A 25,421-nucleotide genomic window follows, 5' to 3' on the forward strand; every position below is an offset into this window, starting at 1 on the left:
GTGGTGGGACAGGTCAAGCCCTGTCCGTACGGGGAATGATTCTATGCTACGCAGCCAACCGCTGCAAAATTACCTTGCAAGGTACCTCAGAAGTCACCTGTACCGAATGGGTTTTGTACAGCGGAATGGCAAAGAAATCGCCGGGTTTTAGGTAGTGCGGTTGGTCTTCCACGGTAATGGTGCAGGTACCTTCCAGAATAAAGAAACACTCCAACTCATCATGATGTATCTCTTGGGGGGCTACGCTTTTGAGCCAGACAATTGCCGTAGTAGCCGCCGGCGTGTAGCCAATAATCTTCACGTAAATGTCTTCAGAAAGGTCAGGAACGTTAAGTTCAGGGCGGCTGAGCCACGGTTCAAAGTCGGCTACGGTGGTGTGCGGGCCCAGTTCTGGCGGCGACACGGGCACCTCCCCTTTTTGCATGCGGTCCATGTAATCAATGGTGGCCAGAAACAAAGGCTTCACGGTCTGGTTTGGCTCCACGGCATGGGTCATTGCATAGGCCTCCAGGCTTTGGGTAATGGCCTCCAACTCAGCCTTGGCTGCTGGGTGTTGGGCCACCATCTGCTCCACAGTTTGGGTTTCCTCAGGAGAGGTGGCGCCCATGGCGTACAGTTCCAGCAACCCAGATTCCAGAAAAGTGGTCAATGACTCCATGTGCAGCGGGCTTCCCCAGAATGGTTGGCCAAGGCAACGTGCTTGCTTTGGATGGTGTGGGAAACGGCACAAAGGTACGGCAAATAGTGGTAATTGTAATTATGAACCGCAGCAAAGCCGGTGTTTTCATGCAAATTCAGCAAGACCAACGCTTATTGGTTGCCAATCGTTCTGCCCGCCACTTCCCTGTCCTACCAAAAAAACATGCTCTTCCGTTTTCGGGCTCGTTTTCAGAAATGAGCCCGAAAACGGAAATATTTATCAGGCTTCCTGGTTTGTCATCAATACAAAATTGGGGCAGAATGTGTAGATTTGGCCATGCTCCCACCAGAAGACGACGACGATTTCAATTTGCCTGACGACATGGCCCTGTACCAGAAAGGCCGCGAGATTCTGCAGCTCACCATGAAAATCACCGCGCTCATTGAAGACGAAGAGGAAATTCATGTGTCTCTGAAAGAATTCATGTTCCAGGATGCAGCCCTGCTCACCGTGAAAGTGGCCGGCGCCGAGGCCGCGGACCTCTACGACCTGCGCATGGAAAACGCCACCCTCATAAGAAAAGCCGCCCGCGACCTGCTCAGCCACTGCACCAGCCTGGAGATGTTCGGGTTTAAAGACGTGCAGTATTTTCTGCTGCTGCGCCAGGCCATTGAAGAGTACCGGCTGCTGTTCATTGAATGGGTACAGGGCTTTGACCCCTGGAATTACGTCACCGACAGCTGGGGCCTGTTCAACCCGCCGGGCGTGGCGCCAAACGGCCCTGGCCACGAAGAATAACCCGCCCGCAGCTTGGCTGTTTTCGGCTCCGTTTCGTAAAATGAGCCCGAAAACAGCTTTCACCTTTAGCTTGAATTCTATGGATGCTACCCCTTTCAACTCTGACCGTCACCAGGAACTGAACTTGTATTTCAAGGAACTCATTAACCACCAGCTAGACACTGACCCTTACCTGAAAGAGCAGACCCAGGCCGGCCGAAATCTGGACATCAAAGAAATCACCGGCAGTTTCTCGCCGGAGGACCAAGCGCTCTGGGAAGAGTACCTGGCCCTGGACCAACAACGCATGCAGCATGACCTTCAGCAATACCTGGAAGGCAACGGCTCATCGGCAGATTTCAACCAGAAATTTTACCGCTCCAACCAAGACCTGGACCAGAACAACCCGCTCTGGTAAATCAACTCATTTCTGTTTTCGGGCTCATTTTCAGAATTGAGCCCGAAAACGGAAATCACCATTCCCTTCGGCCTGTCAAAGTTTGATTTGGTTTCCACCGTAAGACTTTGCTCCTATTCCTATCAGGCAAACCTGGCCACTATTTTAGTGTAAACGCCATCTTCCATAAAAATTCAGTACAAATACAGGAATGCAGAAGCAACGCTGGGGTCTTTTCTCCGTTTGCTTTAATCTGACATTATTTTGTACAGCTATGCGGTTCAACAGATTACCCCTGGTCCACAACGCCAAAGGCGACGTCCGGAAAGTGGGTCTAGAATTGGAGTTTTCAAATGTGGACATTGCCCAGTGCGTGGACCTCATCAAGCAGCTGTACGGCGGAAAGGTACAAGTCAAACACCGGTTCTCCCAGAAAGTGGTGGGCACGCGCCTGGGCGATTTCACGGTGGAATTAGACCTGAAACTACTCACCGAGAAAAAATACAAGGCCCTTTTTGACTCCCTAAACATTGACCTGGAAAGCATTAAGATAGGCGACACCACGCTGGAGGAAAAAGTGGAAGACGCGCTGGAGACCATGATCCGGAAGGTGATTCCCTACGAGATCAGCGCGCCGCCCGTGCCCTGCACCGAACTGCACCAACTGGAGCCCCTGCGCCAGGCGCTCTTTGAGCACAAGGCAGAGGGCACCGAGGCTTTCTGGACCAACGCCTTCGGCATGCACATTAACCCAGAGCTGCCCAACCTGGAAACCGGCACTATTCTGCGCTACCTCAAGGCTTTTCTGGTACTTTATCCCTTGCTCCTGAAAACCGGCAAAACAGATTTCGCCCGGCGGCACATGACCACCTTCATCAACCCTTTCCCAGAAGAATACACAGACCGCGTGCTGCAGCCCAGTTATAGTCCAGATCTAAACCAATTGATAGACGAATACCACCAATTTAACCCAGACCGTAACCGACCGCTAGACCTGTACCCGCTGTTTGCCAGCCTGCGCGAGGAAAAAATCAAATCCTTTTCTAACCTGGGCACCGTAAACCCCAGAGAGACCTTCCACTACCGCCTGCCCAACAGCTGTGTCTCTGACCCCAAATGGACCCTGGCGCAGGAGTGGAATAGGTGGGTGACCATTGAGGAATTGGCTAACAGTCCCGCCCGGCTAGACATGCTGTGCCAGGAATACCTCACCATCAAAGAAAACACCTTGCTGGGCTTTGAGGAAAAGTGGACCAAAAAAACCGAACAGTGGCTGTATTAAACGAGAACACTTCCATCAACCGCACCCGGCCCACCATTGGCGTCACCGGCCCCGACAAAGGCGGCGAGGTGGCCTGGCTGTTCACAGCGCTGGGCGTGCGGTTGGCCGGGGGCAAGCCGGTGCGCATCACGCCGCAGTTCCCCCGCACCGCCGACGGGCTGCAGGGCCTCATTATTGGCGGCGGCGCCGATGTGGACCCGCGGGCTTATCAGCAGGAAGACGTGCTGCAGGAATATTTACAGCGCACCCTCCAAAACCCTAAGAAAAGCTTCTGGGCGCGGCTGAGCCGGTTCCTGCGGTGGTGGTATTTCCCGGCGCTGTTCTTTCTTAGAAAGCTGTTCAGCAAAAAACCGCAGTGGTCCATTGACCGTGACCGCGACCACCTGGAGTTTCAATTGATTGACCAGGCCGTGAAGAAGAAGTTGCCGGTGCTGGGTATCTGCCGGGGTTCGCAATTGCTCAATGTTTACTTCCGGGGCACCTTGCACCAGGAAATCCAGAACTTCTACCTGGAGGAGCCCAACCCGTCCAGCATTTTCCCGGTGAAGAAAGTCCAGATAGAACCCAACAGCCTGCTGTTTAAGATTCTGGGCGTGCCTAAGTTAAAGGTCAACGCGCTGCACCACCAGGCGGTGCACGTACCTGGCAAAGGCATTCAGATTGTGGCGAAAGAAAAAAACGGAGTGGTGCAAGGCATAGAAAGCACGCTGGCGCCTTTTCTAATTGGCGTGCAGTGGCACCCGGAATATTTGCCCCAGCGCAGCGTACAGCGCCGTCTGTTCCAAGCGCTGGTACAACAGGCCCGCGGCGTGCATACTCAGATTGAAGCCCAGGACATGCAGCAGGCGCTCACACAGCCCAGAGACCAAAACCTGGAGGAAATAGAGCAACAGGAAGAAGCATTGTTAGAGAAAAAGGCAACTTCCCAGCCTTAATCTATTTAGCAGTTCTTAGAGTTACTTCAACTCCTCAAAGCTATATTGCGCATCTGCCCAGAAGGCATCTAAAGCTATAATGCGCGGCTTAAAGAAAGAGATCAATTGCGGCCAGTCTTCTTTGTTAAAGACGTTAACCGGGCCAATTTCCTTATAGATTCTACTCACGGTTTCGCCGTTTTCATCTTCCGCATGCAGTTCCCAGGTCCATTCCTCTTGCAGGGTGTCATGCAGGAGTATGCTTAGCGCTAGGAACTGCTCAAAAAAAAGCTCCTGTATTTCTGGATCGCGGTGGGTGAGTTCAATGCCAATGGACGCCGACTTCTTTTCGGCCCGCATTCTGAAATACACGTTCTTGAAGCCCGTTTTGTAATTAGACCAATTGATGCGCATGCCCTCAGACGAAGGAATGGGCGCCATGTATTGCCCAAAAGCTGTCCAGAATGCCTGCCGAAGCTGTGATGCCTGTTCTCTTGTGTACATAAGTGGGTATAGCCGAAAACTCCCCGGCAAGTTACAACCTGCGTGCCGATTTTTTCATTGGGGCCGGCTTTTCAAGGACCTTAAAGCTTTCGGCAGAAAGAGGTGGCTGCACTTATTTAAAGGTATTTACCTGTTGGTCAAGTCTTAAGGCAAAACTGTTCAGACCTTCCTAACAACCTTATTTTACCAATAGGCAGGTAAGGCTTCTAGAGTTCCAGGCCACCTCTTAACATAGAAATTCCTTAATAAATACTTACTTCTGAGTATTTCACAGGTGCCCAGAATACCGGAACTTTGTGTCAAATAGGAATTCTAGTGCAGGCTTTCTGTTTGGTTTTTTGTTTTTGTTGTCTTAAAAAGGGGGCCTCGGGGGATGCCCCCTTTTTATTTTATCTCTTTGTCCTCTTCCACTGTCTTGTAAAGCCAATCCGTCAAACTGCCTTTGGCTAAATTGTTCAAACCTGTCCATGCGCTCTTGCCCCTTGGTTTACTCCTTCCGCTTTTGCTCCCTTTTATTACTTTGTGCTGGAGTTCATTGAACCTGTCCTGAATTTCTGTTTTCGGGCTCTATTTTCAAAACAGCGTCCAAAACAGGTTTAATAAGACGCACCGCCCGTTTGCGCCTTCCCAATCTTGTATAGCACAGCTTTTGAACTAAGCCGCCATAAGCAAGAAATTTTCTATTCTGACAGAAGGTGTTAGAAAATGGGAATGTACGCGAAAAGTTGCATGAATTGCAGCAGGGCCTCGCCGGGGAAGAAGAAGCTCACCTGCACCACCGACTGCCGGGCCTCTGGCATAAACGTGATGACTTTGGAAAAACTGTGTTGGTAGCGCACTTCCACGCCCATGTTCAACTGACGGGTAATGTGCATGCCCGCCACGCCAATTAAACTAAGGTCCAGGTCTTCCAGGCCTTCATCGCTTATCTGCAACACGCCCCCGCCCTGGGTTTTCATGTCGGCGCTGGTTCTGATGCCCAGTTGCGGGCCGGCGCCCACGTAAAAACTTTTGATGGTTGGGTGTGGGTAGTATTTCAGGTACACCGGAATGTTCACGTAATGCAACCTGATTTCTTTGGGATCTGCCGGGTCTGTTACATCTTTAAATGCGAAGCCCTGGCGCGAAAACCCCAGTTCCCCGTTTAGGCTCACATCGCCTTTGTAGGTAAGGGAACGGCTGTACCCAAACGCGAAGTTGTAGCTGGTGATGCGGGCAATGTTGTGGTTGGCGTTGGCTCTGAGTCCCGGCCTACTCAACCCCACCCGGGCGTAAATGGCATCGTCCTGCTTGAAATGCGGCTCGTATTCGTAGGTTTCAGTCTCCTGGGCCAGCACGGAAAAAGAGCAAACCAGAGCAAAAAGGAATAGGACAATCTGTTTCATGAATGGGCGTCTGCGTTGGTCTAAAAATAGGAAATATTCTCAAGTTCCCACCATGCGCCTTGCCGGCCTGTTTTCTAATTATCTCGGCTCCCACCTCCTCTATTAAACACCTTCCGTTTTCGGGCTCATTTCTGGAAATGAGCCCGAAAACAGAAAAGGTTAGGCATTCTTTTTCCAGTGTCTTTCCAGAAAACCAGCCCGGCCGGAGCCTACAAAGTAGCGGTTGTAATGGCTGGGGTTTTTCTGGTAATAGTCCTGGTGGTAGGTCTCAGCGGGGTAGAAAGGCTTGGCGGGCAGAATAGGCGTGACCACCGGCAACTCAAACGGACCCTGCTCATTGATGGCGGCTTTGGAGGCTTCGGCCTGGTCTTGCTGCCCAGGGCTGTGGTAGAAGATAGCGGTCTGGTAAGACTGTCCCCGGTCACCAAACTGGCCACCGGCATCGGTGGGGTCAATGGACTGCCAGAAGATGTCCAAAACCTCTTTGTAACTGATGATGCCCGGGTCAAAAACCACCTGCACCGCCTCTAAGTGGCCGGTGGTCTCAGAGCAGACCTGTTCATAGGTGGGGTTGGGCAAATGGCCGCCGGTGTAGCCAGAAATCACCTCCAGCACGCCATCATATTTGTGAAACGGTTTCACCATGCACCAGAAACAACCACCTGCAAATGTGGCTACTTCGGTTTGTCCTGTTGTTTTATTCTCTTCCATGTAAGTTACTGTTTTACGTCTGGTTTATAAAAGTTTGGCAAGCCCTGGCCCGAAATCAAAATGGTAAATTCAGGCGGCTTCCCTCCTCTTAAAACCACTGGCCATGGGTATTTGTTGCCGGGCAAATAATACAATTTTGTTAAAGAATATTATTCCTCTTTCCGGCAACGGAAAATCACTTAGTAAAGTTAAAAATTCAGGTTACCGGTGCAGGCAGTCTTTCATAGAATTCGTATATATGCAAGTACCATATCCCCTATGCCTATGAAAAGGTTTACCCATGCCGCGGCAGCCGGTTTGCTGTTTTGCCTGAACGCCACCTCGGCCCAGGCGCAATCTTATGCGGCGGTGGCCAAACCCGCCCAGCCCACTGCCCAGAACTTACCCCAGGAAGAAATTGCCAAAATTGAGTACCACCGAAAAGTGATGCTCCGCAAGAAAGCCCGCGAAGACGCCAAATCCGCCAAAATAGCGGCCCGCGAAGCCCATTATCTGGAAGAGGAAGCCCTGGAAGTGGCCACGCAGGCAAGCAAGCTGGCCAAAGCCGAAGAAAAAGCCCAACGCAAAGAAGAAAAAGCCGCTGCCCGAGCTGCCAAAAAATCTGAAAACACGGTTAAATAAGCGTCTTCAGCTTAAACCAAGCTACTAAAACAAAACTCCGTTGCCCGGCATCTTACAGCTTAGGCAACGGAGTTTTTTTATACTCTGAAAGTAATACGCTTAACTTTTGCCGGCTGCGCTGGCTGCTGGTGTAGCTTTGGCAATGGCCTGGTAAATGGCGTCTTGTATGCGGCCGCGTATCTTCAATGAAATCAATTTGTTAGACACCTTGGGGTGCACCCGGTTACTCAGAAACACATACACCAGTTTGTGCGTGGGGTCTACCCAAACGCAAGTACCAGTGTAGCCGGTGTGGCCATACGTAGCCGGCGAGGCCAACCTGGACGGATACTGCTGGCTGGTATCTGGGTCCCAGCGGTCAAAGCCCAGGCCTCTGCGGCTCACGTTAGATTGGCGCGAGGTGAACAGATCTACCGTGGTCGGTTTGAAATACTGCGCGCCACCGTAGGTGCCGCGGTTCAGCATCATCTGGTACAAAATGGCTAAATCATTGGCCGAGGAAAACAAACCCGCATGCCCGGCAATACCGCCTAACCGCGCCGCGCCACCGTCATGCACGTAGCCTTGCAAAAGCGTTTTCCGGAAATGGGCGTCTTCCTCGGTGGGTACAATGCGACTTCTGTCAAAGCGGTTCAAGGGTAAAAATCCGGCGGTTTGCATGCCCAGCGGCGCATAAAAACGGCTCTGCACCAATTCTTCCAAAGGCGCCTCGGCCTGACGTTCCACTACTTCCTTCATGAAATACATGGTGAGGTCTGAGTACACGTATTTGCCGGGCGTGCCCATCTTAGCCGACAACATGCGCGGCCAGAGCACTTCTTTGAAATAGCTGTTCCGGAGAAAAAGACTGTCCGAGGCTTTCACGGTGTAGGCACTTGACGGCACTTTCTGCACGTCCTGGGGCTGCACGGGCAAGCCCACCCCCGCCGGTAAACCCGACTGGTGAAGCAGAACGTCGCGCACGGTTAAATTTTTCTTGTCTGAGTTCCGGACCGATGGCACATAGCTGCCCAAAGGCTCGGTCAGCTTCAGTTTATGCCGGTCATACAAATCCATAAGCGCCATGGTGGTGGCCGAAATCTTGGTCACCGACGCCACATCAAAAATATCATTGGTGCGGGTAGGCCGGCTTCCGTCATAGGTATGTGCCCCATAGGCCTGGTGAAAAATCACTTTCCCGTCTTTCACTACCATGACCACCGCCCCAGGCGCAGCTTTCTCCCTGATGGCTTCCTGTACAATGGCATCAATGGGCACTTTGAGATCATTGGTGGCAATGCCTACTTCCTCCGGCACGGTGTACTTCAATCTGGTGACCGCTGTTTTATAACCGGTTCCCGTTTTAAATGCCGCAGAATATGTTTTATCCAGTTGCCCGGTGGACGCCACGCCCCCAAAGACCAACTGGGCCGCAAACGCTGCCGTCACTGCATTTTCCTGCTCCTGCCAAATCATGGGCACCGATAAACCGTTAGCCAACGGCAAAAGAGTTCTTGGGCCGTACACCGCCAACACCACGTCTTTCTCTTTCTGGAGTTCCTGTATAAACGAAATGACCGCTTTGTTATCTAACCATGCAGCAGAAACCTGCAACAGCACCGTCTGGTGAAACTTGAGTTCCTGGTTCAGTACATTCAGCGATGAGTCTGAGACTTGCCCCATTAACCGAAGCGTGTCTACGTTTGTATAAAGCGAAGCCAGGCTGTCAAAAACTTGTGCTTGCCCAGTCCCCAGATTCACGGAGGCAATCTTTTGGTTCAGGTTTTTGAGCGGCACCAAACCCGTTTGGTTTTGCAGCAGGACGGCGGTTTTCTGCACTTCCTGTAGTTCCTGCAAATACGTCCGGTTTTTCCTGGCCACGGGCACCTCTGTGGTGAAGGCGCCAAACACCACCAGGCAGGAAAGCACCAGAGCACAAAGACCGAAGAACGTAAGGTGAGAGTTTCTTTTTGTCATGGACCAGCGGGTTGTCAAAGGCATAATGATAATACAAATAGCAGAAGGCAAAAGATATGCCGCAGTTCAGAAAACCACGCATCTTCTCTTTTTCTTAAATCCCAATTTACGTAAATCTACCGCGCAGAAAAAGTAATTCAGTAGAAGTAAGGTGTGCTGACGAACAAATCAACCTCTTCTTCCTTCGTTTAAACTGAAATAGTAAAGAGCGTATTCACGAAAGTCAATCATAAAGCATTTTCCCAAAGTCCGGTTTAGGGCTCATTTTCAGAAATGAGCCCGAAAACGGAAATCAATGCTACAATTCAAACTGGTCTACTTCCAAGACATGGCCGGACGGCAGGCTGCCTAAAGTAATCTGCCCAATGCGCACCCGTATGAGTCGTAGGGTGGGAAAGCCGACGGCGGCGGTCATCTTCCGGACCTGGCGGTTTTTGCCTTCGGTGAGGGTAATGGACACCCAGCTGGTGGGGCCGTGCCGGTCATCGCGCACGCGGCGGCTGCGCTCTGGAAAGGTTGGGGAAGGTTCCAAGATAATCGCCTGGCACGGGAGCGTGAGGTAAGGTTGTTTTTCATGGGTGATCTCCAGGCCACCGCGGCGCAGTTTTTCCAAGGCCTCAGGGGTGATAAGTCCGTCCACCTGCGCGTAGTATTCCTTCTCCACTTTCCGGCTGCGCACGTATTCGCTCATTTTTCCGTTGGTGGTCAGCAAAAGCAAACCTTCGCTGTCTTGGTCTAGCCTGCCAATCGCCATGGTGCCTTCCGGGAACGGGAACAGATGACCCAGCAGTTTCTTGTTCTTGGGATTACCTTTGAATTGGCTCAAAAAATCAAAGGGTTTGTGCAGAATGAAATGGCGATTCGGTGGGTCTGTGTCTTGCAAAGGGAATCCTGTTTTTGCCCCAATTTCAGGAAATGAGCCCGAAAACGGAAATCTGTTTGGAGAAATGGCTACGATTGACGTTTCCCCAACGGAAATTCCTGCAACACAGAATAGACCGGATGCGGCGAAGCCAGGGTAGATTTCCAGAGCGCCAGAGACGTCACCGGAAATAGAATTTCCGCAGTTGGTTTTATAATTGGCAATTCTGGCGGTTTGCTTTTTTCTTTCCTGAAACGGCATAAAGTCACGTGCGGAAGAAAATTGTCCTACTTGCGCGCCGGCGCGCCGGTTAGGGCCTGTGTTACCTCGCGGCTCAACTGAGCAAAAGCCGAACGCTGCTGAAAACGCGCCCAAACCAACCTGGGAGATTGGAGGCTAGGTCCCGGCTCTACCTGCTCCAGCGTTAACGTAAACTCCACATGCCGCTGCGCAATGTCCGCCAGTTTCTCCAGAATACCTGGCTTCTGCTGCGCAGCCACGTTCCCGATGAAGAAAAGCGTGAGGTGCAAATTATCATCGGGCACCGGCCGGACAGCGGGGTGGTCAAACGCATGCCGCGCCTTGATCAGGTAGTTCTTCAATTCCTGGGGAAGTGCCGCGGCCACAAAAAGTCTGAGGGTGTCTTGCATAGCCTAAAGTATTCAAGTTCTACTGGAACACATATTTATACGGAAAGTGCTTGCCTTTATTAGGATAAAATGTGGCTTCAGTTACACTGCAGAGTACCTGAGAAAAGTCTTTTTGAAGACACGTACTACTTTGCTTCTGTCGTGCACGATTATTCCATTGTGCAAAGACGCAAGGTGTTGCGTCTCTACAGTTGCTGATTCAACCCCACAGCTGCCACTTCACTAGTGGCGGTGGTGGTGAGGCCGTGGGTTTAGGGTCCCAATTGAGAAAATATTGTGTGTTTTTAAATTGGGAGACTGCCACCTTGATTCTCTTTCCCAACCTCAAAAACCACCCAGCAGCGTGGCTTTCAATAACCTTACACAAATGGTTTATGCGTTGATATCAGAGATGGTCTGTAAAAGTAAATGCATGGGCAAAAGTTGCTCCGGAAGGCTCCCTTCACCTTACTGAACTCTTTCTGTAAAAGTTAGCTTACCTTGTACAAACTACTGCCAAAATACCGACCTTTGCAGTTCTTTTTATTCCCCATGCTAGATGTCCTGATTTACACGTTTCTATTGAGTATTTCGCCGTTGGGCGAAGCGCGGGCGGGCATTCCTTATGCTGTTCTGAATGATATTCCCATTTTCTGGGCCTTTCTGGTGGGGCTGTTGGGCAACCTGCTTATTTTTCCGCTCATCATGTGGCTCATTGACACGTTCAGCCAAAAACTTTGGCCCAACCGTCGTTACCGGAAGGGAGTGGTGCATTTTTCCCGCCGGGCTAAGAAAGGCGTGGGTGGCAGCGTAGAGAAATACGGTTTCTGGGGCCTGATGGTGTTTGTGATGATTCCGCTGCCCGGGACAGGGGCCTACATGGGCGCCATAGCTGCTTACGTTCTAAAGATTGAGCGCCGAAAAGCCTTTCTTGCCACCAGTCTGGGAGTTCTTGTCTCCTGCGTTATCATGGCAGTGGGGTCTTACTACGGCAATTTAGGCCTTGACTCTCTGTAGTGGCAGGTGTAGATAGCCTGACTAGTGGTGATCCCTGCATTCTCATCCCTTTCTTATACCTTGCCGTTTTATAGAAGGAAATATTTTTTAGAATGCTTTCCAACTCTCACATTCCCTTGTTTGGAAAGGAACACATAGAACTATGGTTGATATTCTGTTGCTGTTGGCGGGGTTTGTAGCCCTTATTTTCGGGGCCGATAAATTAGTAGATGCTGCCTCTAGCCTGGCCACGCGCTTTGGTATTCCTAACATTGTGATCGGGTTGACCATTGTGGCTTTCGGGACCTCGGCCCCGGAGATGGTGGTGAACGTGATTGCCGCCCTTGACCAGAAAACAGAAATGGTGCTGGGCAATGTATTGGGCAGCAATATCTTTAATGTGCTTGCTATTTTAGGGATTTCGGCCCTCATTTTCCCGCTAACGGTCAAGACCAATACCACCTGGTTAGAAATACCGCTGAGTTTGCTGGCCGCCGTGACGGTCTTCATTCTTGCCAATGATGTGTTCCTGGATGGTGCCACCGCCAACTTTATTACCCGAAGTGAAGGCTTGGTGCTCCTGCTGTTCTTCTGCATCTTTTTGGTGTATAACCTCAAGATTGCCCAGAACACACCCAATGAAGAAGAAACCGAAACCCTCTTATACACGCCGCTAAAAGCAACTTTATTTATTCTCCTGGGTTTGGCTGGGTTGATTATAGGCGGTCAACTGATTGTGACCAGCGCCACCAGTATGGCAGTGGCCTTCGGGCTTTCTGAACGTATCATTGGCCTTACCATTGTGTCTGTGGGCACCTCCTTGCCAGAACTTGCCACCTCTATTGTGGCGGTCCGGAAGCGGAATGTAGACATTGCCATCGGGAATGTAGTGGGGTCTAATATCTTCAATATCTTCCTGGTACTGGGTCTTTCCACCATAATCACTCCCCTGCCGGTGCTGCCTACTTCCATGACCGATGTGGTGGTCAATATTGGCGCCAGCCTTTTGTTGTTTATCTTTATTTTCACAGGCCGGGGCAGGCGCCTATCCCGCTGGGAAGGAGCGGTTCTGCTTTCTTTGTACATCGGTTACCTGGCTCTTTTGATAATTCAGGAATAACCTGGATCGGCTTTTCTTCCAATAATATGCTACTACCCGGCTAACCTGAAATATTCTGACTATAAAAGCCTTCAGTTTATTTCTTAACCCCGAAACCTATCTCCACAGCGTACCAAACTTACTTTCCTGTTTTTGGCCCCATTTCCAGAAATGAAGCCAAAAACGCAAAGTTGCTAGCACTAGAAGTTATTTAATTGAAAACCCTAAACACGTTCAGCCCTGATGTTTAACCAGTTACCAGTGGACTGAAAAAAGAAGCGGCTCTGGAAGGTATGTTAAATAAGAACATACCCTCCAGAGCCGCTTCTAATTTAATGATATAGTTTCCCTCTTTCTACTTGATGGAAACCGGCACTTCCAGGTTTTCCCACAGCAGCGAGAAGCCTTTGCTGTTGATGGCGTACAACAAGCGCTCGTTCATTTCCTTCGATTTCTTAGGCTTCACGTTTACGGTGAGCACGTTGTTAGCTGGGTCAAAGTTGGCGCCTTGCCGGGTGGTTCCCCACTGTCCGGTCTGCGAATTGAAGATGATTTGCCATTCTTTCTCACCTGGTACCATAAACACGCTGTACTTGCCGGCTTTCAGAGTTTTACCTTCTACTGTGATGTCTTGGTCAGTGGTGAAGGTGGTGGCCTCGTTGGCACCCGCTCTCCAGGCTTTTCCGGCTGGCGCCAGGTCTGCCCACACGTTTCGGCCTTTCACCGCTGGGCTGCTGTAGGCGATGGTAATGTTGGCTTTCCCTACTTTTCCGGTGGCGGTAGCCGCTGGGCTGGCCTTCGGTTTGGGCGCGTCTTGCCCAAACACCTGAGCGGTCATTGCGAACAGGAAAAGCATTGTCAGCAAAAAGCTGTTTTTCTTAGGAGTGTTCATGTGGTGCTTTAGTTAATTGTTGATGAAAGATAAGGAATTACTTAATACAAAATAGCTACATCAAGAACGGTGATGGTCCCTTGTCTGGTATAACTCAGCTAAGGGCCTTTAGTTTTCTAGGCAAGCACTTAATTGTAACGAATAGTTAAAGAGCTGCAACGTAAAACTTATGGTTTTACGTTGCAGTATATACCACTGATATATACCTTTATAAAAAACGTTCAAGCCATGAGGAATTTATCTTTAAAACTAGAGGACACAATTTTCCAGGAAACCGAAAGTCTACTGGGCCAACTTCAGACCAACCGGAACCGCTATATCAATGAAGCGCTAGAGTTCTACAACAAATTGCAGAAGCGCCGCCTGCTGGCCAAGCAACTGAGCAAAGAGTCAACCTTAGTGGCCAACGAGTCACTCTCAGTATTGAAGGAATTTGAGGCGTTGGAAGACAATGAAGCCTAAGCAGTTTGAGGTCTGGGTGGCGGACCTTAACCCCAGAATTGGCACCGAAACCGGCAAAGTCCGCCCCGTGGTCATTCTCCAAACCGACCTCCTGAACAAAACTCACCCTTCTACCATCATCTGCCCCATTACTATCAACGTGCAACCCGAGGCGGAGATTCTGCGAGTGCACCTGCCCAAAGGCACCGCCAACGTGAAAGAAGCCTGCGACATCATGATAGACCAAATCAGAGCCATTGACAACTCCAGACTTGTGCGCAAGATTGGTCAGTTAGAGGAGGAACTGCGGCAGAAGATAAAGGAAAATGTGCGGATTGTGCTGGATTTAGATGTGTAAAGTTCTTGTCAAATATTTATAACTACCTAAGCCTTAGAGCAATTAAGTAGCCATTAAATGTATAAATGAGAAAGGCCATGGAAATTGCTCTACAATGGCCTTCTCTTCTAAATAGAAACACTAATCCCTGTTATACAACCACGTCCATTCCTTCAACTGCTCCTCCGTCTGCTTGGTAATCTGCCCGGGCAGTAACCGCCAGCCCCAGTTGCCGGATGAACTGCCGGGTGTGTTCATGCGGCCTTGTTCATCAATGCCCAGCACATCTTGGATGGGCAGAATGGCGGTTTTTGCCACCGAGGCGTAGGCCAGGCGCGCCATCACCCAATAAATATCCTCCTCACTCAGTTCACGGCCCACGTAGTGCTCAATTTGCTGGTGGTGTTCTTTGCCTTCTTGCCGGTACCAGCCCAGCGTGGTGTTGTTGTCATGGGTGCCAGTGTAGGCAATAAAGTTACGGGCGTAGTTGTGCGGCATGTAGTCGTTCTGCGGCATTTCATCACCCCACGCGAATTGCAGAATCTTCATGCCAGGTAGGTTGAAATCATCGCGCAGCTTGAGCACCAGGTCATTGATTTCACCCAAGTCTTCGGCAATGAACGGAAGGCTGCCCAGTTCCTTCTCCACGAAGGTGAAGAAATCGCCCCCCGGCCCAATTCTCCACTCCCCGTTCTTGGCGGTTTCTTCGCCGGCGGGCACTTCCCAATAATCAGCGAAGGCTCTGAAATGGTCTAGCCGCACCAGGTCATAGAGTTCCATGTTCTTGCGAAGTCGGCCTATCCACCAGCTGTAGTCTTGCTCTTTGAGCGCCTCCCAGTTGAACACCGGCATGCCCCAGAGCTGGCCATCTTCCGAGAAATCATCGGGCGGCACGCCGGCCACGCCGGTCATGTTCCCTTCCTCGTCCACCGCAAAAATGGCCCGGTTGCCCCACACATCCACGCTGTCATAGCTGATGTAGAACGGCATATCCCCGAACATCTGGATGCCGCGGTTGTTGCAGTAGTTGCGCAGCCGCATCCATTGCTTATGGAAGATGAACTGCACCCACTTGATTTTTTCCAGCGCCTCTGCGTTTTCCTGCGCCAACTGTTCCAAGGCTTCAGCTTCGCGGTTTTTATACTTGTCTTCCCACTGCAACCAGGCCGCACTCCCGTTCTGCTCCTTCAGCAACACGTAATACGCGAAGTCCTGCAGCCAGGCCGCCTCAGACCCGCAATAGTCTACAAACTGCTGCTTGAGCGTGGCAAAGTCACCGGCAGTATAGGTTTGCCAGGCTTTCTCCAGCAGTTCTTCTTTGCGTTGCCGAACCTGTTCATAGTCCACGCTGCCGGTCTGGGGCAAGTGGTACGTTGGCAGTTCCGCCGCCTTCAGCAAACCATCCTTGGCCAACAACTCAGGAGAAATCAGAAGCGGGTTTCCGGCGCGGCTGGAGATGGAACTATATGGCGAATAGCCTTGACCTTCCTCAATGGGATTGAGCGGGAGCAGCTGCCAGTATTTTTGGTTACTGGCCTGCAGAAAATCAGCGAACTTTCTGGCCTCGGGCCCTAAATCCCCAATCCCGAAAGGCGAAGGCAAAGACGTGATGTGCAGCAAAATTCCCGCGCCGCGCTCGTTCTGGGCCTGCAACTTGAGCAAGGCCAGCGGAAAAATCCCGAACAAATCAGACACCCGCAGTTCATGCGCGTATTTGCCGCTGGAGCGTACCAACAGGTCCTGCCAATCTTTGGGCGCTTCCTCTGGTATAATGACTTTTGTGTCTTTCCAGTCTATCTTTTCAATAGTGTCTACGCCCTGCTTTTTGGCAAGCGCCGCTAAATGCAGAGGCACCGCCACCACGTACCACGTCTGCAAATGCTTTCGCACATAGGCCAGCACGTGCTCTTTGTATTCCCCTTCTACCTCTAAAGGCAAATAAGAACCTTTGGCGAAAAGGGCAGGATTGTTTTTGCGTTCTGTGAAGAGCGAGCGGGTGAGCCAGAGTTTGATGCGGGCGTCATGCCGGTTTTCCCAGAGTTCTTCCCAGAGCCGCTCTTGCTTGTTCAAATCATAGTCATTGAGTTCTTCCAGCCAGGATTGACGCTTCTGGTAATCCACGGCCCGGCGGTTGTCGGGGTCAACCAGGCTGAAGTCCCAGAGTTCGGTGCCTTGGTACACATCTGGAATGCCGGGAGCGGTAAATTTTAGCAGCAACTGGCTCAGTGAATTCACAATACCGAAGTCGACCGTTTTTGCCCTCCATTTCTCAAACGCAGCCCAAAACGGACGGCTCTTGTATAACAGTTTCACCGCGAAGGCTTTGGTAGCCGCCTCGTACTCCTCGTTTGGTGTGGTCCAGTTGGAATGGGTTTTGGCTTCGCGCAGCGCCTTTTGCAGGTATTCCTGCACGCGGTTCTCAAAATCATCTTCGTCCTGGCCCGGCATAGGGAACGCGCCCGCCAAGGTCTGGTAAATCAAGTATTCATCGTTCACGGTGGGCGCGCCGTTTTCTTTCAGATCGGCGTTGAGTTGTTGCCAATCCTGCACGGCAGCGGCCCATTCCTCGGGTAGTTCAGTGAGCACGTTCAGGCGGGCGCGCACGTCTTCGCCGCGTTTGGTGTCATGCGTGGAGGTGCCGTTAAGGGCCAGCGGCCATTTCTGCTGCCGGTCTTGCATGGCGGCATGGAATTCTTCCGCAGTCATCCCGAACGTCTCTGGCGCATCGCCTACTTCATTATGGCCAATAAAGCGATTGTAGGTGTACATGAGCGTATCTTCCACGCCCTTCGCCATTAACGGTCCGCTGAACTGCATCCAGCGCTGGTAAAACTGGAGCGCGCGCTGTTGGTATGTGTCGTCTTCCCCTTCGGGTGCGGAGCCCAGCACTACTTTTTCTAAAATCTCCACGGCGCCGGTTAAGTCTGGCTTTTGTTCTCTGATGACGTTGAAGATGTTCTGTACTTCTTCGGCCTCTGCTCCATCTAGCGGCATTTGGTTTCCATAATACCGGTACACAGGGCATTGAATCAGGAATTCGCCAATGGCAGCTTTCAGGTTTTCCGGCGAAACTATTCCCAGCACGTCTTCTTTCACTAAATTAAGTTGCAGGAAATATTGGTACAGGTTCTCCAATTCGCCGGCCATGTTTTCCTGTAAGATATGGGCTTTCTTTTCCCTGATTTGGTTATGCACGGTAGCCCCCTCACCCACCAATTGGGAATAAAGTTGTGTGAACTGTTCTTCTGATGGTTTGTAGGTAAACAGGTTGTTGACCAGCGCCAGGAAATCATAGCCGCTGCTGCCTTGAATGGGCCATTCCTGCGGCAAGGCTTCGCCGGGTTCCAGTATTTTCTCCACCACAATGTAGGTTTCCTCACCGGCCAATTCCCGAAGCTGCTGCAGGTACCCGGTTGGGTCATACAAGCCGTCTACGTGGTCAATTCTGAGGCCCTGGAAAACGCCTGCATCTTGCAGTTCTTTGATGTACCGGTGATAAGTTTCAAAAACGTCTGGGTCCTGAATGTTGAGGCAAATTAAGCCGTTCACAGTGAAAAAACGCCGGAAGTTAATCTGGTAATCGGTTTCCTGCCAGTAGCACAGTTGGTACACTTGTTCTTCTGCCAACTGCTGAATTTTAGCTTTGTCCTGGTTGAATGCCTGCAGTTTGGTTTCAATAGCTTGCCGTACGGTGGCGTCTTTCATCAAAGCCGTCAATTGCTGCCGGAACTCGTCCCACTTGAGCGCGAAGGTTTTTGGGTCTTCCTCCTGGTGGGTTTCTTCCAGGGTCTGCAGCAGTTGCGTGAAGGCTTGATTTTCCCCATCTTCCCCTTTCAGCAAGGTTTCATACGCACGCGGGTTCAACGGATACGCGCTGTCATAATACTTCAACACCAGCCGCTGCTGCGCTTCGTCAAAGGCCACTTGTAATTCCCCGTTTTCAATGACGGTTTCCAATTTGGCGCCCAGAAACGGCACCATTACGCGGCCGTTGTGCAGCGCGCTGGTCCAGTTGATGTCAAAGAACTTATGGTATTGACTTAATGGTCCTTTTTCCAGCACATCCATCAGCCAGGGGTTGCCAGGATGGAACGCCATGTGGTTAGGCACAATGTCCTGCAGCCAATTTATGCCGTTTTCTTTCAGGTTGCCGCTCAGGCTTTTCAGTTCTTCCTCGGTGCCAATCTCTGGGTTGATGCGGTGCGGATTCACCCCATCATAGCCGTGTGTGCTACCCGGCGTGGCCTTAAAAATAGGCGAGGCATAAATGGTGCTCACCCCCAACTTCTGTAAATAAGGAATAATTTTCTCGAAGTCCTGAAACGTAAATTCTTGATGAAACTGCAGGCGGTACGTGGCAACTGGGTTATGCATTCTTTTTAATTTGAAGATTTGGAGATGGGGAGATTTGAAAATGCAAATAGGACAACCCCTACGCCTAGTGAGTGACTTGCTTTCTGTTAGTACGTTTTTGGCCTCGTTTACGGAAATGAGCCCGAAAACGGTTGGCTTTTTCTACAGTGATTCTGATTTTACTATTGCTGATACTCCCCCTTTGAAGGGGGCGAAGGGGGATGTTTACAATTTAGAGTACATCTCTATTTCAATAATTTCTGTTTTCAGGCTCGTTTCTGGGAATGAGCCCGAAAACAGGAAATCAAGGCTACAACTTTTAGTTGAAATCTGAACCAGTGGCCAACACCAATAAACTTTCTGGTGGCAGCGCGACCGTCTTATCTGTGGCCAAATCAACGGCGGTGGCTTGTGGACCGTGCCAGTCTGGCGAAGCGGAATCTAAAATGATGTGCCAGTCTTGCGCGCCCAATGGTAAATCAACGTGCTGCACTTCTTTGGAGAAATTCATGAGCGCCACAACCTGCTGATCTGCATGTGACCTTCTGAGCACCAACGTGTTTTGACTTTCGTTGGCTTCGGCTTGCACGTTTTGGCGGTCCAGGTGCTGGAGGGCGGGTAGTTCACGGCGCAGGCGCAGCAGGGTTTGATAATATTTATATAGCGTCTGATGAGGCTCTTGTTGCACCAACTCCCACTGCAGTTTTGAGCGCTGGAAAGTCTCCTGAGCCATGGGATCTGGCGCTTCGCCTTCGGCATGGAAATCGGCGAACTCAGCTTTGCGGCCTTTGCGCACGGCCTCGGCCAGGTCTGGGTCTGTGTGGCTCACAAAGTACTGGAACGGGTTGGATTCTGCGTACTCCTCTCCCATCCAGAGCATGGGCAGAAACGGACTCAACAGCACAGCCCCGGCCGCCAACTTCTGCATCTCAAAACTCACCAAGCTTCCCAGGCGTTCGCCCAACATGCGGTTGCCCACGTGGTCATGGTTCTGGGTGAAGACCACAAACTGTTTGCCTGGGTTTTTCTCAGCTTTTACCCCGAAGTTTTTCTTACGGTGCTCTGAGTATTGCCCGTCAAACACATAGGCGTCTTGGTAAGCCTTGGCCAGGTGACTGATGCCGCAAAAATCTGAATAGTAACCCGTCTGCTCGCCGGTTATGGTCACGCGAAGGGCGTGGTGAAACTCGTCAATCCATTGGGCATCCATCCCGAAGCCTTGCTCTTCCAGGGGGCTGATGAAGCGCGTATCATTGAGGTCCAGTTCCACAATCATGTAATGCTCACGGCCGGTTGCCTGTTTGAGCTGGTTCACCTGTTGCTTCATTTCACGCAGAATGTGGTTCGGGCTGAAGTCTTTGATGGCATGCACGGCATCCATGCGCACGGCGTCAATGTGAAAATCCCGGAACCACATCAAGAGATTCTCGATGAAGTAGTGCCGTACGCCGTCGCACCAGGCATCGTCAAAGTTCAGGGCCGGCCCCCAGGGCGTGTTGTATTTATCTGTGAAGTAGTGGCCGTAAACGCCCAGGTAATTCCCTTCGGGGCCCAGGTGATTGTAAACCACATCCAACACCACCGCCAAGCCTTTAGAATGGCAAGTGTCTACTAAATGCTGCAGGGCTTTCGGGCCACCGTAGGAATTCTGCACCGCAAACGGAAATACGCCGTCATAGCCCCAGTTTCGGTCGCCGGGGAACTGCGCCACGGGCATGAGTTCAATGGCCGTCACGCCCAGGTCCTTGAGGTAGTCAAGCTTTTCCTCTAAACCGGCAAAAGTACCTTCGGGTGTAAAGGTGCCCACGTGCAGTTCATAGAGCACATAGGTTTCCAGGTCATGGTTTTGCCAGTTTTCATCGGTCCACGCGAACTGGTCTACTTCTAAAGCCTCAGACGGACCGTGAACACCCTGGGGCTGCGACAGCGAGGCAGGGTCTGGGAATTCCTGGTCTTCGTTCAGCCTGAATTTGTACAGGTCACCGGGTTGAACTTGGTCTGTGAGCAAGTGCCAGTAGCCGTACTCTTGTTTTTTAAGCGGAATGCTGGTGTTGCCTTCGTTGAGAATAATTTCCACCAGTTCCGCCTTGGGCGCCCATAACCAAACCTCAGCTTGGCGGTTAGGCAAAAACCGGACGCCCAGTTTACGGGCCATCACATCTAGGTTATTCATTGTCGAAATGGAAAATGGGGTTCTTCAATACCAGAATAGAGCGGCCCTCCACCAGAAACTCTTCTGATGCTTTGTACACGATGGGCTCCTCTGGCTCCACCTGTTGCCGGAACGTGTCAATGCAGACCTGCCACTGCTCGCCATATTTAGCGGCCGGGGCCTTGAAGTTCAGAGAATCATGGTAGGCGTTGAAAATCACGTAAAACGAATCATCCAGCACAATTTCGCCTTTGCCGCCGCGTGAATGAACGCCCCGGCCATTCAGGAAAACGCCCAGTGATTTGGCGTGGTCCTGTTCCCAGTGTTCATATTCCATCTCCTCGCCGTTGGGCAGAAACCAGCCAATGTCTTCCAGGCCGTGGCCTTTGATGGGCTGCCCCTGAAACCAACGCCTACGGCGGAAGACCAGGTGGTTTTTCCGGAAATGGATCAGCTTTTTGGTAAAGTCCATGAGCGGCGCATCGGCGGTGGGCCAGTTGAGCCACGAGATTTCATTGTCCTGACAGTACGCGTTGTTGTTTCCGTTCTGGGTGCGGCTCATCTCATCACCGGCCACCAACATGGGTACGCCCTGCGACAGAAATAAGGTAGTCAGGAAATTGCGTTTCTGGCGGTCGCGCAGGTCAATGATCCATTGGTCATCAGTGGGGCCTTCGGCGCCGCAGTTCCAGGAGCGGTTATGGTCATCGCCGTCTTTGCTGTCTTCGCCGTTGGCCTCGTTGTGTTTTTCGTTGTAAGACACCAGGTCATGTAGCGTGAAGCCGTCATGCGCCGTGATGAAGTTGATGCTGGCCGTGGGCCGGCGGTAATCATCAAAATACAAATCAGAAGAGCCTGTGAACCGGTTTGCGAACTCGGCCAGCATGCTTTCCTCGCCGCGCCAGAAATCGCGCATGCAGTCGCGGTACATGCCGTTCCACTCGGTCCAGCCGGGCGGAAAATTGCCTACCTGGTAACCACCCTCGCCCACGTCCCAGGGTTCAGCAATGAGTTTCACCTGTGAGATAACCGGGTCCTGGTGGATGATGTCAAAGAAAGAACTCAGCTTGTCCACGCCGTGCAATTCGCGCGCCAGCGCAGAGGCCAGGTCAAACCGGAAGCCATCTACATGCATCTCCAGAATCCAGTAGCGCAGGCTGTCCATGATGAGGCGGAGCACGCTGGGCAGGTTGGCGTTGAGCGTGTTGCCTGTGCCGGTGTAGTCCATGTAATAGCGCTGGTCATCTTCCACCAGGCGGTAATAAGAAGCGTTGTCCACCCCTTTGAAAGAGAGCGTGGGGCCTTTTTCGTTGCCTTCGCCGGTATGGTTGTAGACCACGTCCAGAATAACCTCAATGCCGGCGCGGTGCAATTCCTTCACCATCTGCTTGAACTCGTTTACCTGCTCGCCCAGTACGCCAGAACTGGAATACCGCACATCTGGCGCAAAGAACCCGATGGAGTTGTAGCCCCAATAATTGGTAAGGCCTTTCTCCTGCAAGTACCAGTCGGTAATAAAATGGTGCACCGGCAACAGCTCAATAGCCGTGATGCCCAACTCCTTTAAATAGTTAATAGTGGCCGGGTGCGCAATGCCCGCGTAAGTGCCTTTTATTTCCTCGGGAATGTCTGGATGCAACTGTGTGAAGCCTTTCACGTGCGCCTCATAGATAATAGACTGGAAATAAGGGATATTGGGCGCTTTGTCGCCTTCCCAGTCAAAGCTGGCGTCTATCACCACGGCCTTGGGAATGTAGGGCGCGCTGTCCAGTTCACTGTAGCTCAGGTCTTCGTCTTCATGCCCAAACTGATAGCCAAACAGTGACTCATGCCAGTTAATGGTGCCGGCAATGGCCTTGGCGTAGGGGTCAATCAACAATTTGTGGTGGTTGAAACGGTGGCCGTTCTCCGGTTCATACGGGCCATGCACGCGGTAACCGTAGAGCTGCCCCGGGCCCAGCTCCGGAATGTAGGTATGCCAGACCTGGTAGGAGCGTTCGGTCATCTCAATGCGGACGGTCTCAATGTCTGGCTCCAGGTTGGAGAACAGGCAGAGCTCCACCTTGGTGGCGTTGTCTGCGTACAGCGCGAAGTTCACGCCATGGCCATCCCAGGTGGCTCCCAGCGGGAAGGGCTTGCCCGGATAGGTAATGGTTGTCATAAAGGTAGGGTCAGTTTCTGGTGAGGAATTTACTCATTTGTTTTCCTCGGGATTCGTGTACGGAAAACATAGCATCATGTCTATGTAGGAACCCGAGAATCTTGAAAGAGAAGTCGTTTTTCCCCAGGTTTGAAATGATTGACCAGCCTCGGCCTTATCTATAATAGAGGTGAATGATTTTTAAAAGCCGTTTTTGGGCTCCAAATTAGAAATGAAGCCGAAAACGAAAGTCCTCTTGCCGGTTCATCATCAAACGGAAATAGAGCACCGGAATCTCTCGTCTTAATGTAGAAACAAGGCAGTGCCCTGGCTCTACGCTTTGCAACCTTCTGCCCTCGCCTGCCAGGTATTACATTTTGATGGGACTAGAAAAAGTTTCCACCAGTTGACCAACGCTTACATGTTAAATTCCCGCATCAAAAGGAAAAGAGTGAATGGCCAGGTCTTTCCGTTTTCGGGCTCATTTTCAGAAATGAGCCCGAAAACGGAATTAAAATAGAAAAGCCACCGCTAGGGCTGCGGTGGCTTTCAGTTGCTTGGGTGGAGAATATCAATTAAAAAATAAATTTAGTGCTCAGGAAATTAGAGGAACCGTCACTGACAATCTGGTTGAGCAACTGCTTATTATTGTCGTTTAATTTGGTAGCCACCAAGGACCTGATGGAGAACGAGCGCAGGGCATCTACCACAGACAAGGTTCCTTCGGCGCTGTCTTTGCGGCCGGTGAACGGGAACACGTCTGGCCCGCGTTGGCACTGGCAATTTATATTCACGCGGCTCACCTGGTTCACCAAGGGGTCTATCAGACTGGAGAGTTCATGGGCATCCTGGCTGAAAACACTCACCTGCTGCCCGTGCGTGGACTCAATCAAATACTGAATAGGTTCTTCCAGGTCGTCAAAGGCCACTACCGGAATCACAGGTCCAAATTGTTCCTCGCGGTACAGTTTCATTTCCCGGGTGACCGGGTACACAATGGCAGGGTACACAAAAGACGCCACTGTGGTGCCCCCGCCCTCATTCACCACGCGTGCACCATGGGCCACGGCATCGTCAATGCACGTTTTCAGGTAGGCGGGTTTGTGCGGTTCTGGTAGCGGAGTAAGGGCCACGCCTTTCTGCCAGGGCATGCCAAAGGGCAGTTTTTCCACGGCCGCGGTTAATTGCTGCAGAAAAGCATTGACCTTGCTGCGGTGCACGAAGATGATTTTAAGTGCCGTGCAGCGCTGTCCGTTGAAAGACAAGGCGCCCAGCACGGTTTCGGCTACGGCCAGTTCCAGGTCAGCGTGCTGGGTGATAATGGCGGCGTTTTTGGCGTCTAAACCCAAAATGGCGCGCAAACGGTTGACTTTGGGGTGGAGCTTCTTCAACTCATCAGCCACTTTGCTGGAGCCTATGAGCGTGAGCACGTTCACTTTGCCAGACTGCATGAGGGCGGGCACAATGGCGTGGCCCCGACCGTAAATGGTGTTCACCACTCCTTCAGGGAAGCTATCTAAAAATGCCTGCAGCAAAGGGTAAAACAAGAGCGTACCGTGCTTGGGCGGCTTGAACAAAATGGTGTTGCCCATGATGAGCGCCGGTATAAACGTGGTGAGGGTTTCATTGAGCGGGTAATTGAACGGCCCCATGCACAATACCACGCCCAACGGCGAGCGGCGCACCTGCGCCACTATGCCTTGCTCAATCTCAAATCTGCTAGACTGCCGGTCTATGGTTTTAAGGGCGTCAATGGTGGCGTAAATGTATTCTACCGTACGGTCAAACTCTTTCACAGAATCTGCATAGGACTTGCCTATCTCCCACATGATGAGCTTTACCACCAGGTCTTTCTGGGCAATCATTTTCTGGTTGAAATTCTCCACGCAGGCAATGCGCCCATCTACGGCCATGGTGGGCCAAGCCCCGCGCCCGTTGTCATAGGCGGTAACGGCTGCGTCCAGCGCTTCCAGGGCTTCTTGCTCAGAACACACCGGGTAAGACCCAATCAGTTTGCGTTGGAAAGAACCTTCAGGTTGCGGAAAGGCCACCGGCGAGAAGACCTGGTGCACCTCGCCGTCCCATTTTTTCATGAAACCATTAGAGAGGTACTCCTTTTGGTGAATTTCCTGGGGTAAGGCAAATTCAGCGGGTACCTGGTCTTCTGGCTGAAAAATGGCCTGCAGCGCTTGCACTGAGAACTTGGGCGAGGTTTCTATTATTTCCATAAGGATATCTGGTAAAGACATCGCAATTGTAATACTTAAAATGAAATACACAAAATAATATTCCATTTAATATAAAACCAGTCTTTCATTTCACTTTTTATCATT

22 protein-coding genes are annotated in these 25,421 nt (G+C 51.4%); 9 read left to right on the plus strand and 13 right to left on the minus strand.

Going from position 1 to position 25,421, the window contains the following annotated elements:
* Positions 1–46: 46 nt before the first annotated feature.
* On the minus strand, positions 47–658 hold the full coding sequence (locus tag IMY23_RS05030; RefSeq protein WP_192821036.1) for a cupin domain-containing protein: 612 nt from the start codon (positions 656–658) through the stop codon (positions 47–49).
* Positions 659–976: 318 nt separating this feature from the next.
* On the opposite strand from IMY23_RS05030, the gene IMY23_RS05035 reads away from it, so the two are divergent.
* From IMY23_RS05035 to IMY23_RS05050, 4 genes are all read left to right on the plus strand, one after another.
* The gene (locus tag IMY23_RS05035) at positions 977–1,438 is read left to right on the plus strand and encodes a hypothetical protein (RefSeq protein ID WP_192821037.1); all 462 of its coding nucleotides are present in this window, start codon (positions 977–979) and stop codon (positions 1,436–1,438) included.
* Positions 1,439–1,517: 79 nt separating this feature from the next.
* Positions 1,518–1,835, plus strand: coding sequence for a hypothetical protein (locus tag IMY23_RS05040; protein WP_192821038.1), 318 nt, complete (start codon positions 1,518–1,520; stop codon positions 1,833–1,835).
* Positions 1,836–2,088: 253 nt separating this feature from the next.
* The gene (locus tag IMY23_RS05045; RefSeq protein ID WP_192821039.1) at positions 2,089–3,096 is read left to right on the plus strand and encodes an amidoligase family protein; all 1,008 of its coding nucleotides are present in this window, start codon (positions 2,089–2,091) and stop codon (positions 3,094–3,096) included.
* Complete coding sequence (locus IMY23_RS05050; protein WP_192821040.1) at positions 3,084–4,031, plus strand: gamma-glutamyl-gamma-aminobutyrate hydrolase family protein; 948 nt, start codon at positions 3,084–3,086, stop codon at positions 4,029–4,031. The genes IMY23_RS05045 and IMY23_RS05050 overlap by 13 nt, the downstream gene beginning before the upstream one ends.
* A gap of 21 nt (positions 4,032–4,052) precedes the next feature.
* Here IMY23_RS05050 and IMY23_RS05055 read toward each other — a convergent pair whose 3' ends face one another.
* The 3 genes from IMY23_RS05055 to msrA all read right to left on the minus strand — a co-directional run bounded on the left by IMY23_RS05055 (position 4,053) and on the right by msrA (position 6,610).
* Positions 4,053–4,514, minus strand: coding sequence for a DUF4268 domain-containing protein (locus IMY23_RS05055; RefSeq protein WP_192821041.1), 462 nt, complete (start codon positions 4,512–4,514; stop codon positions 4,053–4,055).
* A 698-nt stretch (positions 4,515–5,212) separates the two neighbouring features.
* Positions 5,213–5,899, minus strand: a complete 687-nt coding sequence (locus IMY23_RS05060; protein WP_192821042.1) for an outer membrane beta-barrel protein — start codon at positions 5,897–5,899, stop codon at positions 5,213–5,215.
* Positions 5,900–6,058: 159 nt separating this feature from the next.
* Entirely contained in the window at positions 6,059–6,610 is a 552-nt protein-coding gene (msrA, locus tag IMY23_RS05065) for a peptide-methionine (S)-S-oxide reductase MsrA (RefSeq protein WP_192821043.1), read from the minus strand.
* A gap of 264 nt (positions 6,611–6,874) precedes the next feature.
* Here msrA and IMY23_RS05070 point away from each other — a divergent pair, with 264 nt between their 5' ends.
* Positions 6,875–7,231, plus strand: a complete 357-nt coding sequence (locus IMY23_RS05070) for a hypothetical protein (RefSeq protein WP_192821044.1) — start codon at positions 6,875–6,877, stop codon at positions 7,229–7,231.
* Positions 7,232–7,330: 99 nt separating this feature from the next.
* On the opposite strand, the gene IMY23_RS05075 is transcribed toward IMY23_RS05070, so the two are convergent.
* The 4 genes from IMY23_RS05075 to thpR all read right to left on the minus strand — a co-directional run bounded on the left by IMY23_RS05075 (position 7,331) and on the right by thpR (position 10,699).
* Entirely contained in the window at positions 7,331–9,187 is a 1,857-nt protein-coding gene (locus IMY23_RS05075; RefSeq protein ID WP_192821045.1) for a serine hydrolase, read from the minus strand.
* A 298-nt stretch (positions 9,188–9,485) separates the two neighbouring features.
* A complete protein-coding gene (locus IMY23_RS05080; protein WP_192821046.1) occupies positions 9,486–10,070 on the minus strand; it encodes a pseudouridine synthase in 585 nt (194 codons plus the stop codon).
* A gap of 68 nt (positions 10,071–10,138) precedes the next feature.
* Positions 10,139–10,273, minus strand: a complete 135-nt coding sequence (locus IMY23_RS20115; protein ID WP_255430349.1) for a hypothetical protein — start codon at positions 10,271–10,273, stop codon at positions 10,139–10,141.
* Between the two features lie 63 nt (positions 10,274–10,336).
* Entirely contained in the window at positions 10,337–10,699 is a 363-nt protein-coding gene (thpR, locus tag IMY23_RS05085) for an RNA 2',3'-cyclic phosphodiesterase (protein WP_192821047.1), read from the minus strand.
* A gap of 510 nt (positions 10,700–11,209) precedes the next feature.
* Here thpR and IMY23_RS05090 point away from each other — a divergent pair.
* Together IMY23_RS05090 and IMY23_RS05095 are read left to right on the plus strand one after the other, a co-directional pair.
* Positions 11,210–11,695 (plus strand): COG2426 family protein, encoded by a 486-nt coding sequence (locus tag IMY23_RS05090; RefSeq protein WP_370589833.1) that lies wholly within the window; start codon positions 11,210–11,212, stop codon positions 11,693–11,695.
* A gap of 142 nt (positions 11,696–11,837) precedes the next feature.
* Entirely contained in the window at positions 11,838–12,794 is a 957-nt protein-coding gene (locus IMY23_RS05095) for a calcium/sodium antiporter (protein ID WP_192821048.1), read from the plus strand.
* A gap of 334 nt (positions 12,795–13,128) precedes the next feature.
* Here IMY23_RS05095 and IMY23_RS05100 read toward each other — a convergent pair whose 3' ends face one another.
* Positions 13,129–13,665 (minus strand): DUF2911 domain-containing protein, encoded by a 537-nt coding sequence (locus IMY23_RS05100; RefSeq protein ID WP_192821049.1) that lies wholly within the window; start codon positions 13,663–13,665, stop codon positions 13,129–13,131.
* A gap of 228 nt (positions 13,666–13,893) precedes the next feature.
* Here IMY23_RS05100 and IMY23_RS05105 point away from each other — a divergent pair, with 228 nt between their 5' ends.
* Together IMY23_RS05105 and IMY23_RS05110 are read left to right on the plus strand one after the other, a co-directional pair.
* Positions 13,894–14,127 (plus strand): hypothetical protein, encoded by a 234-nt coding sequence (locus IMY23_RS05105; protein WP_192821050.1) that lies wholly within the window; start codon positions 13,894–13,896, stop codon positions 14,125–14,127.
* Positions 14,117–14,464, plus strand: coding sequence for a type II toxin-antitoxin system PemK/MazF family toxin (locus tag IMY23_RS05110; RefSeq protein ID WP_192821051.1), 348 nt, complete (start codon positions 14,117–14,119; stop codon positions 14,462–14,464). The genes IMY23_RS05105 and IMY23_RS05110 overlap by 11 nt, the downstream gene beginning before the upstream one ends.
* A gap of 120 nt (positions 14,465–14,584) precedes the next feature.
* Here the strand turns inward: IMY23_RS05110 and treY are convergent, their stop codons facing one another.
* From treY to IMY23_RS05130, 4 genes are all read right to left on the minus strand, one after another.
* The gene (gene treY / locus IMY23_RS05115) at positions 14,585–18,817 is read right to left on the minus strand and encodes a malto-oligosyltrehalose synthase (protein ID WP_192821052.1); all 4,233 of its coding nucleotides are present in this window, start codon (positions 18,815–18,817) and stop codon (positions 14,585–14,587) included.
* A 298-nt stretch (positions 18,818–19,115) separates the two neighbouring features.
* Positions 19,116–20,969 (minus strand): malto-oligosyltrehalose trehalohydrolase, encoded by a 1,854-nt coding sequence (gene treZ, locus IMY23_RS05120; RefSeq protein ID WP_192821053.1) that lies wholly within the window; start codon positions 20,967–20,969, stop codon positions 19,116–19,118.
* Positions 20,962–23,109 carry a glycogen debranching protein GlgX gene (glgX, locus tag IMY23_RS05125; RefSeq protein WP_192821054.1) on the minus strand — a complete coding sequence of 716 codons (2,148 nt, stop codon included), beginning with the start codon at positions 23,107–23,109 and terminating at the stop codon, positions 20,962–20,964. Before glgX ends, treZ begins: the two co-directional genes overlap by 8 nt.
* A gap of 554 nt (positions 23,110–23,663) precedes the next feature.
* Positions 23,664–25,316 carry an NADP-dependent glyceraldehyde-3-phosphate dehydrogenase gene (locus IMY23_RS05130; RefSeq protein ID WP_192821055.1) on the minus strand — a complete coding sequence of 551 codons (1,653 nt, stop codon included), beginning with the start codon at positions 25,314–25,316 and terminating at the stop codon, positions 23,664–23,666.
* Between the last annotated feature and the right edge of the window lie 105 nt (positions 25,317–25,421).

The sequence above is a fragment of the Rufibacter sp. LB8 genome, assembly GCF_014876185.1.
In the GTDB taxonomy this organism is placed as follows: Bacteria; Bacteroidota; Bacteroidia; order Cytophagales; family Hymenobacteraceae; genus Nibribacter.

Excerpts from the sequence above, each read along its gene's own strand:
- msrA (WP_192821043.1), bottom strand. The coding sequence starts at position 6,610 with ATGGAAGAGAATAAAACAACAGGACAAACCGAAGTAGCCACATTTGCA.
- thpR (WP_192821047.1), bottom strand. The coding sequence starts at position 10,699 with ATGCAAGACACCCTCAGACTTTTTGTGGCCGCGGCACTTCCCCAGGAA.
- IMY23_RS05110 (WP_192821051.1), top strand. The coding sequence starts at position 14,117 with ATGAAGCCTAAGCAGTTTGAGGTCTGGGTGGCGGACCTTAACCCCAGA.
- treZ (WP_192821053.1), bottom strand. The coding sequence starts at position 20,969 with ATGAATAACCTAGATGTGATGGCCCGTAAACTGGGCGTCCGGTTTTTG.
- IMY23_RS05105 (WP_192821050.1), top strand. The coding sequence starts at position 13,894 with ATGAGGAATTTATCTTTAAAACTAGAGGACACAATTTTCCAGGAAACC.
- IMY23_RS05055 (WP_192821041.1), bottom strand. The coding sequence starts at position 4,514 with ATGTACACAAGAGAACAGGCATCACAGCTTCGGCAGGCATTCTGGACA.
- glgX (WP_192821054.1), bottom strand. The coding sequence starts at position 23,109 with ATGACAACCATTACCTATCCGGGCAAGCCCTTCCCGCTGGGAGCCACC.
- IMY23_RS05075 (WP_192821045.1), bottom strand. The coding sequence starts at position 9,187 with ATGACAAAAAGAAACTCTCACCTTACGTTCTTCGGTCTTTGTGCTCTG.
- IMY23_RS05130 (WP_192821055.1), bottom strand. The coding sequence starts at position 25,316 with ATGGAAATAATAGAAACCTCGCCCAAGTTCTCAGTGCAAGCGCTGCAG.
- IMY23_RS05095 (WP_192821048.1), top strand. The coding sequence starts at position 11,838 with ATGGTTGATATTCTGTTGCTGTTGGCGGGGTTTGTAGCCCTTATTTTC.
- IMY23_RS05100 (WP_192821049.1), bottom strand. The coding sequence starts at position 13,665 with ATGAACACTCCTAAGAAAAACAGCTTTTTGCTGACAATGCTTTTCCTG.
- IMY23_RS05035 (WP_192821037.1), top strand. The coding sequence starts at position 977 with ATGCTCCCACCAGAAGACGACGACGATTTCAATTTGCCTGACGACATG.
- treY (WP_192821052.1), bottom strand. The coding sequence starts at position 18,817 with ATGCATAACCCAGTTGCCACGTACCGCCTGCAGTTTCATCAAGAATTT.
- IMY23_RS05070 (WP_192821044.1), top strand. The coding sequence starts at position 6,875 with ATGAAAAGGTTTACCCATGCCGCGGCAGCCGGTTTGCTGTTTTGCCTG.
- IMY23_RS05030 (WP_192821036.1), bottom strand. The coding sequence starts at position 658 with ATGGAGTCATTGACCACTTTTCTGGAATCTGGGTTGCTGGAACTGTAC.
- IMY23_RS05060 (WP_192821042.1), bottom strand. The coding sequence starts at position 5,899 with ATGAAACAGATTGTCCTATTCCTTTTTGCTCTGGTTTGCTCTTTTTCC.
- IMY23_RS05045 (WP_192821039.1), top strand. The coding sequence starts at position 2,089 with ATGCGGTTCAACAGATTACCCCTGGTCCACAACGCCAAAGGCGACGTC.
- IMY23_RS05040 (WP_192821038.1), top strand. The coding sequence starts at position 1,518 with ATGGATGCTACCCCTTTCAACTCTGACCGTCACCAGGAACTGAACTTG.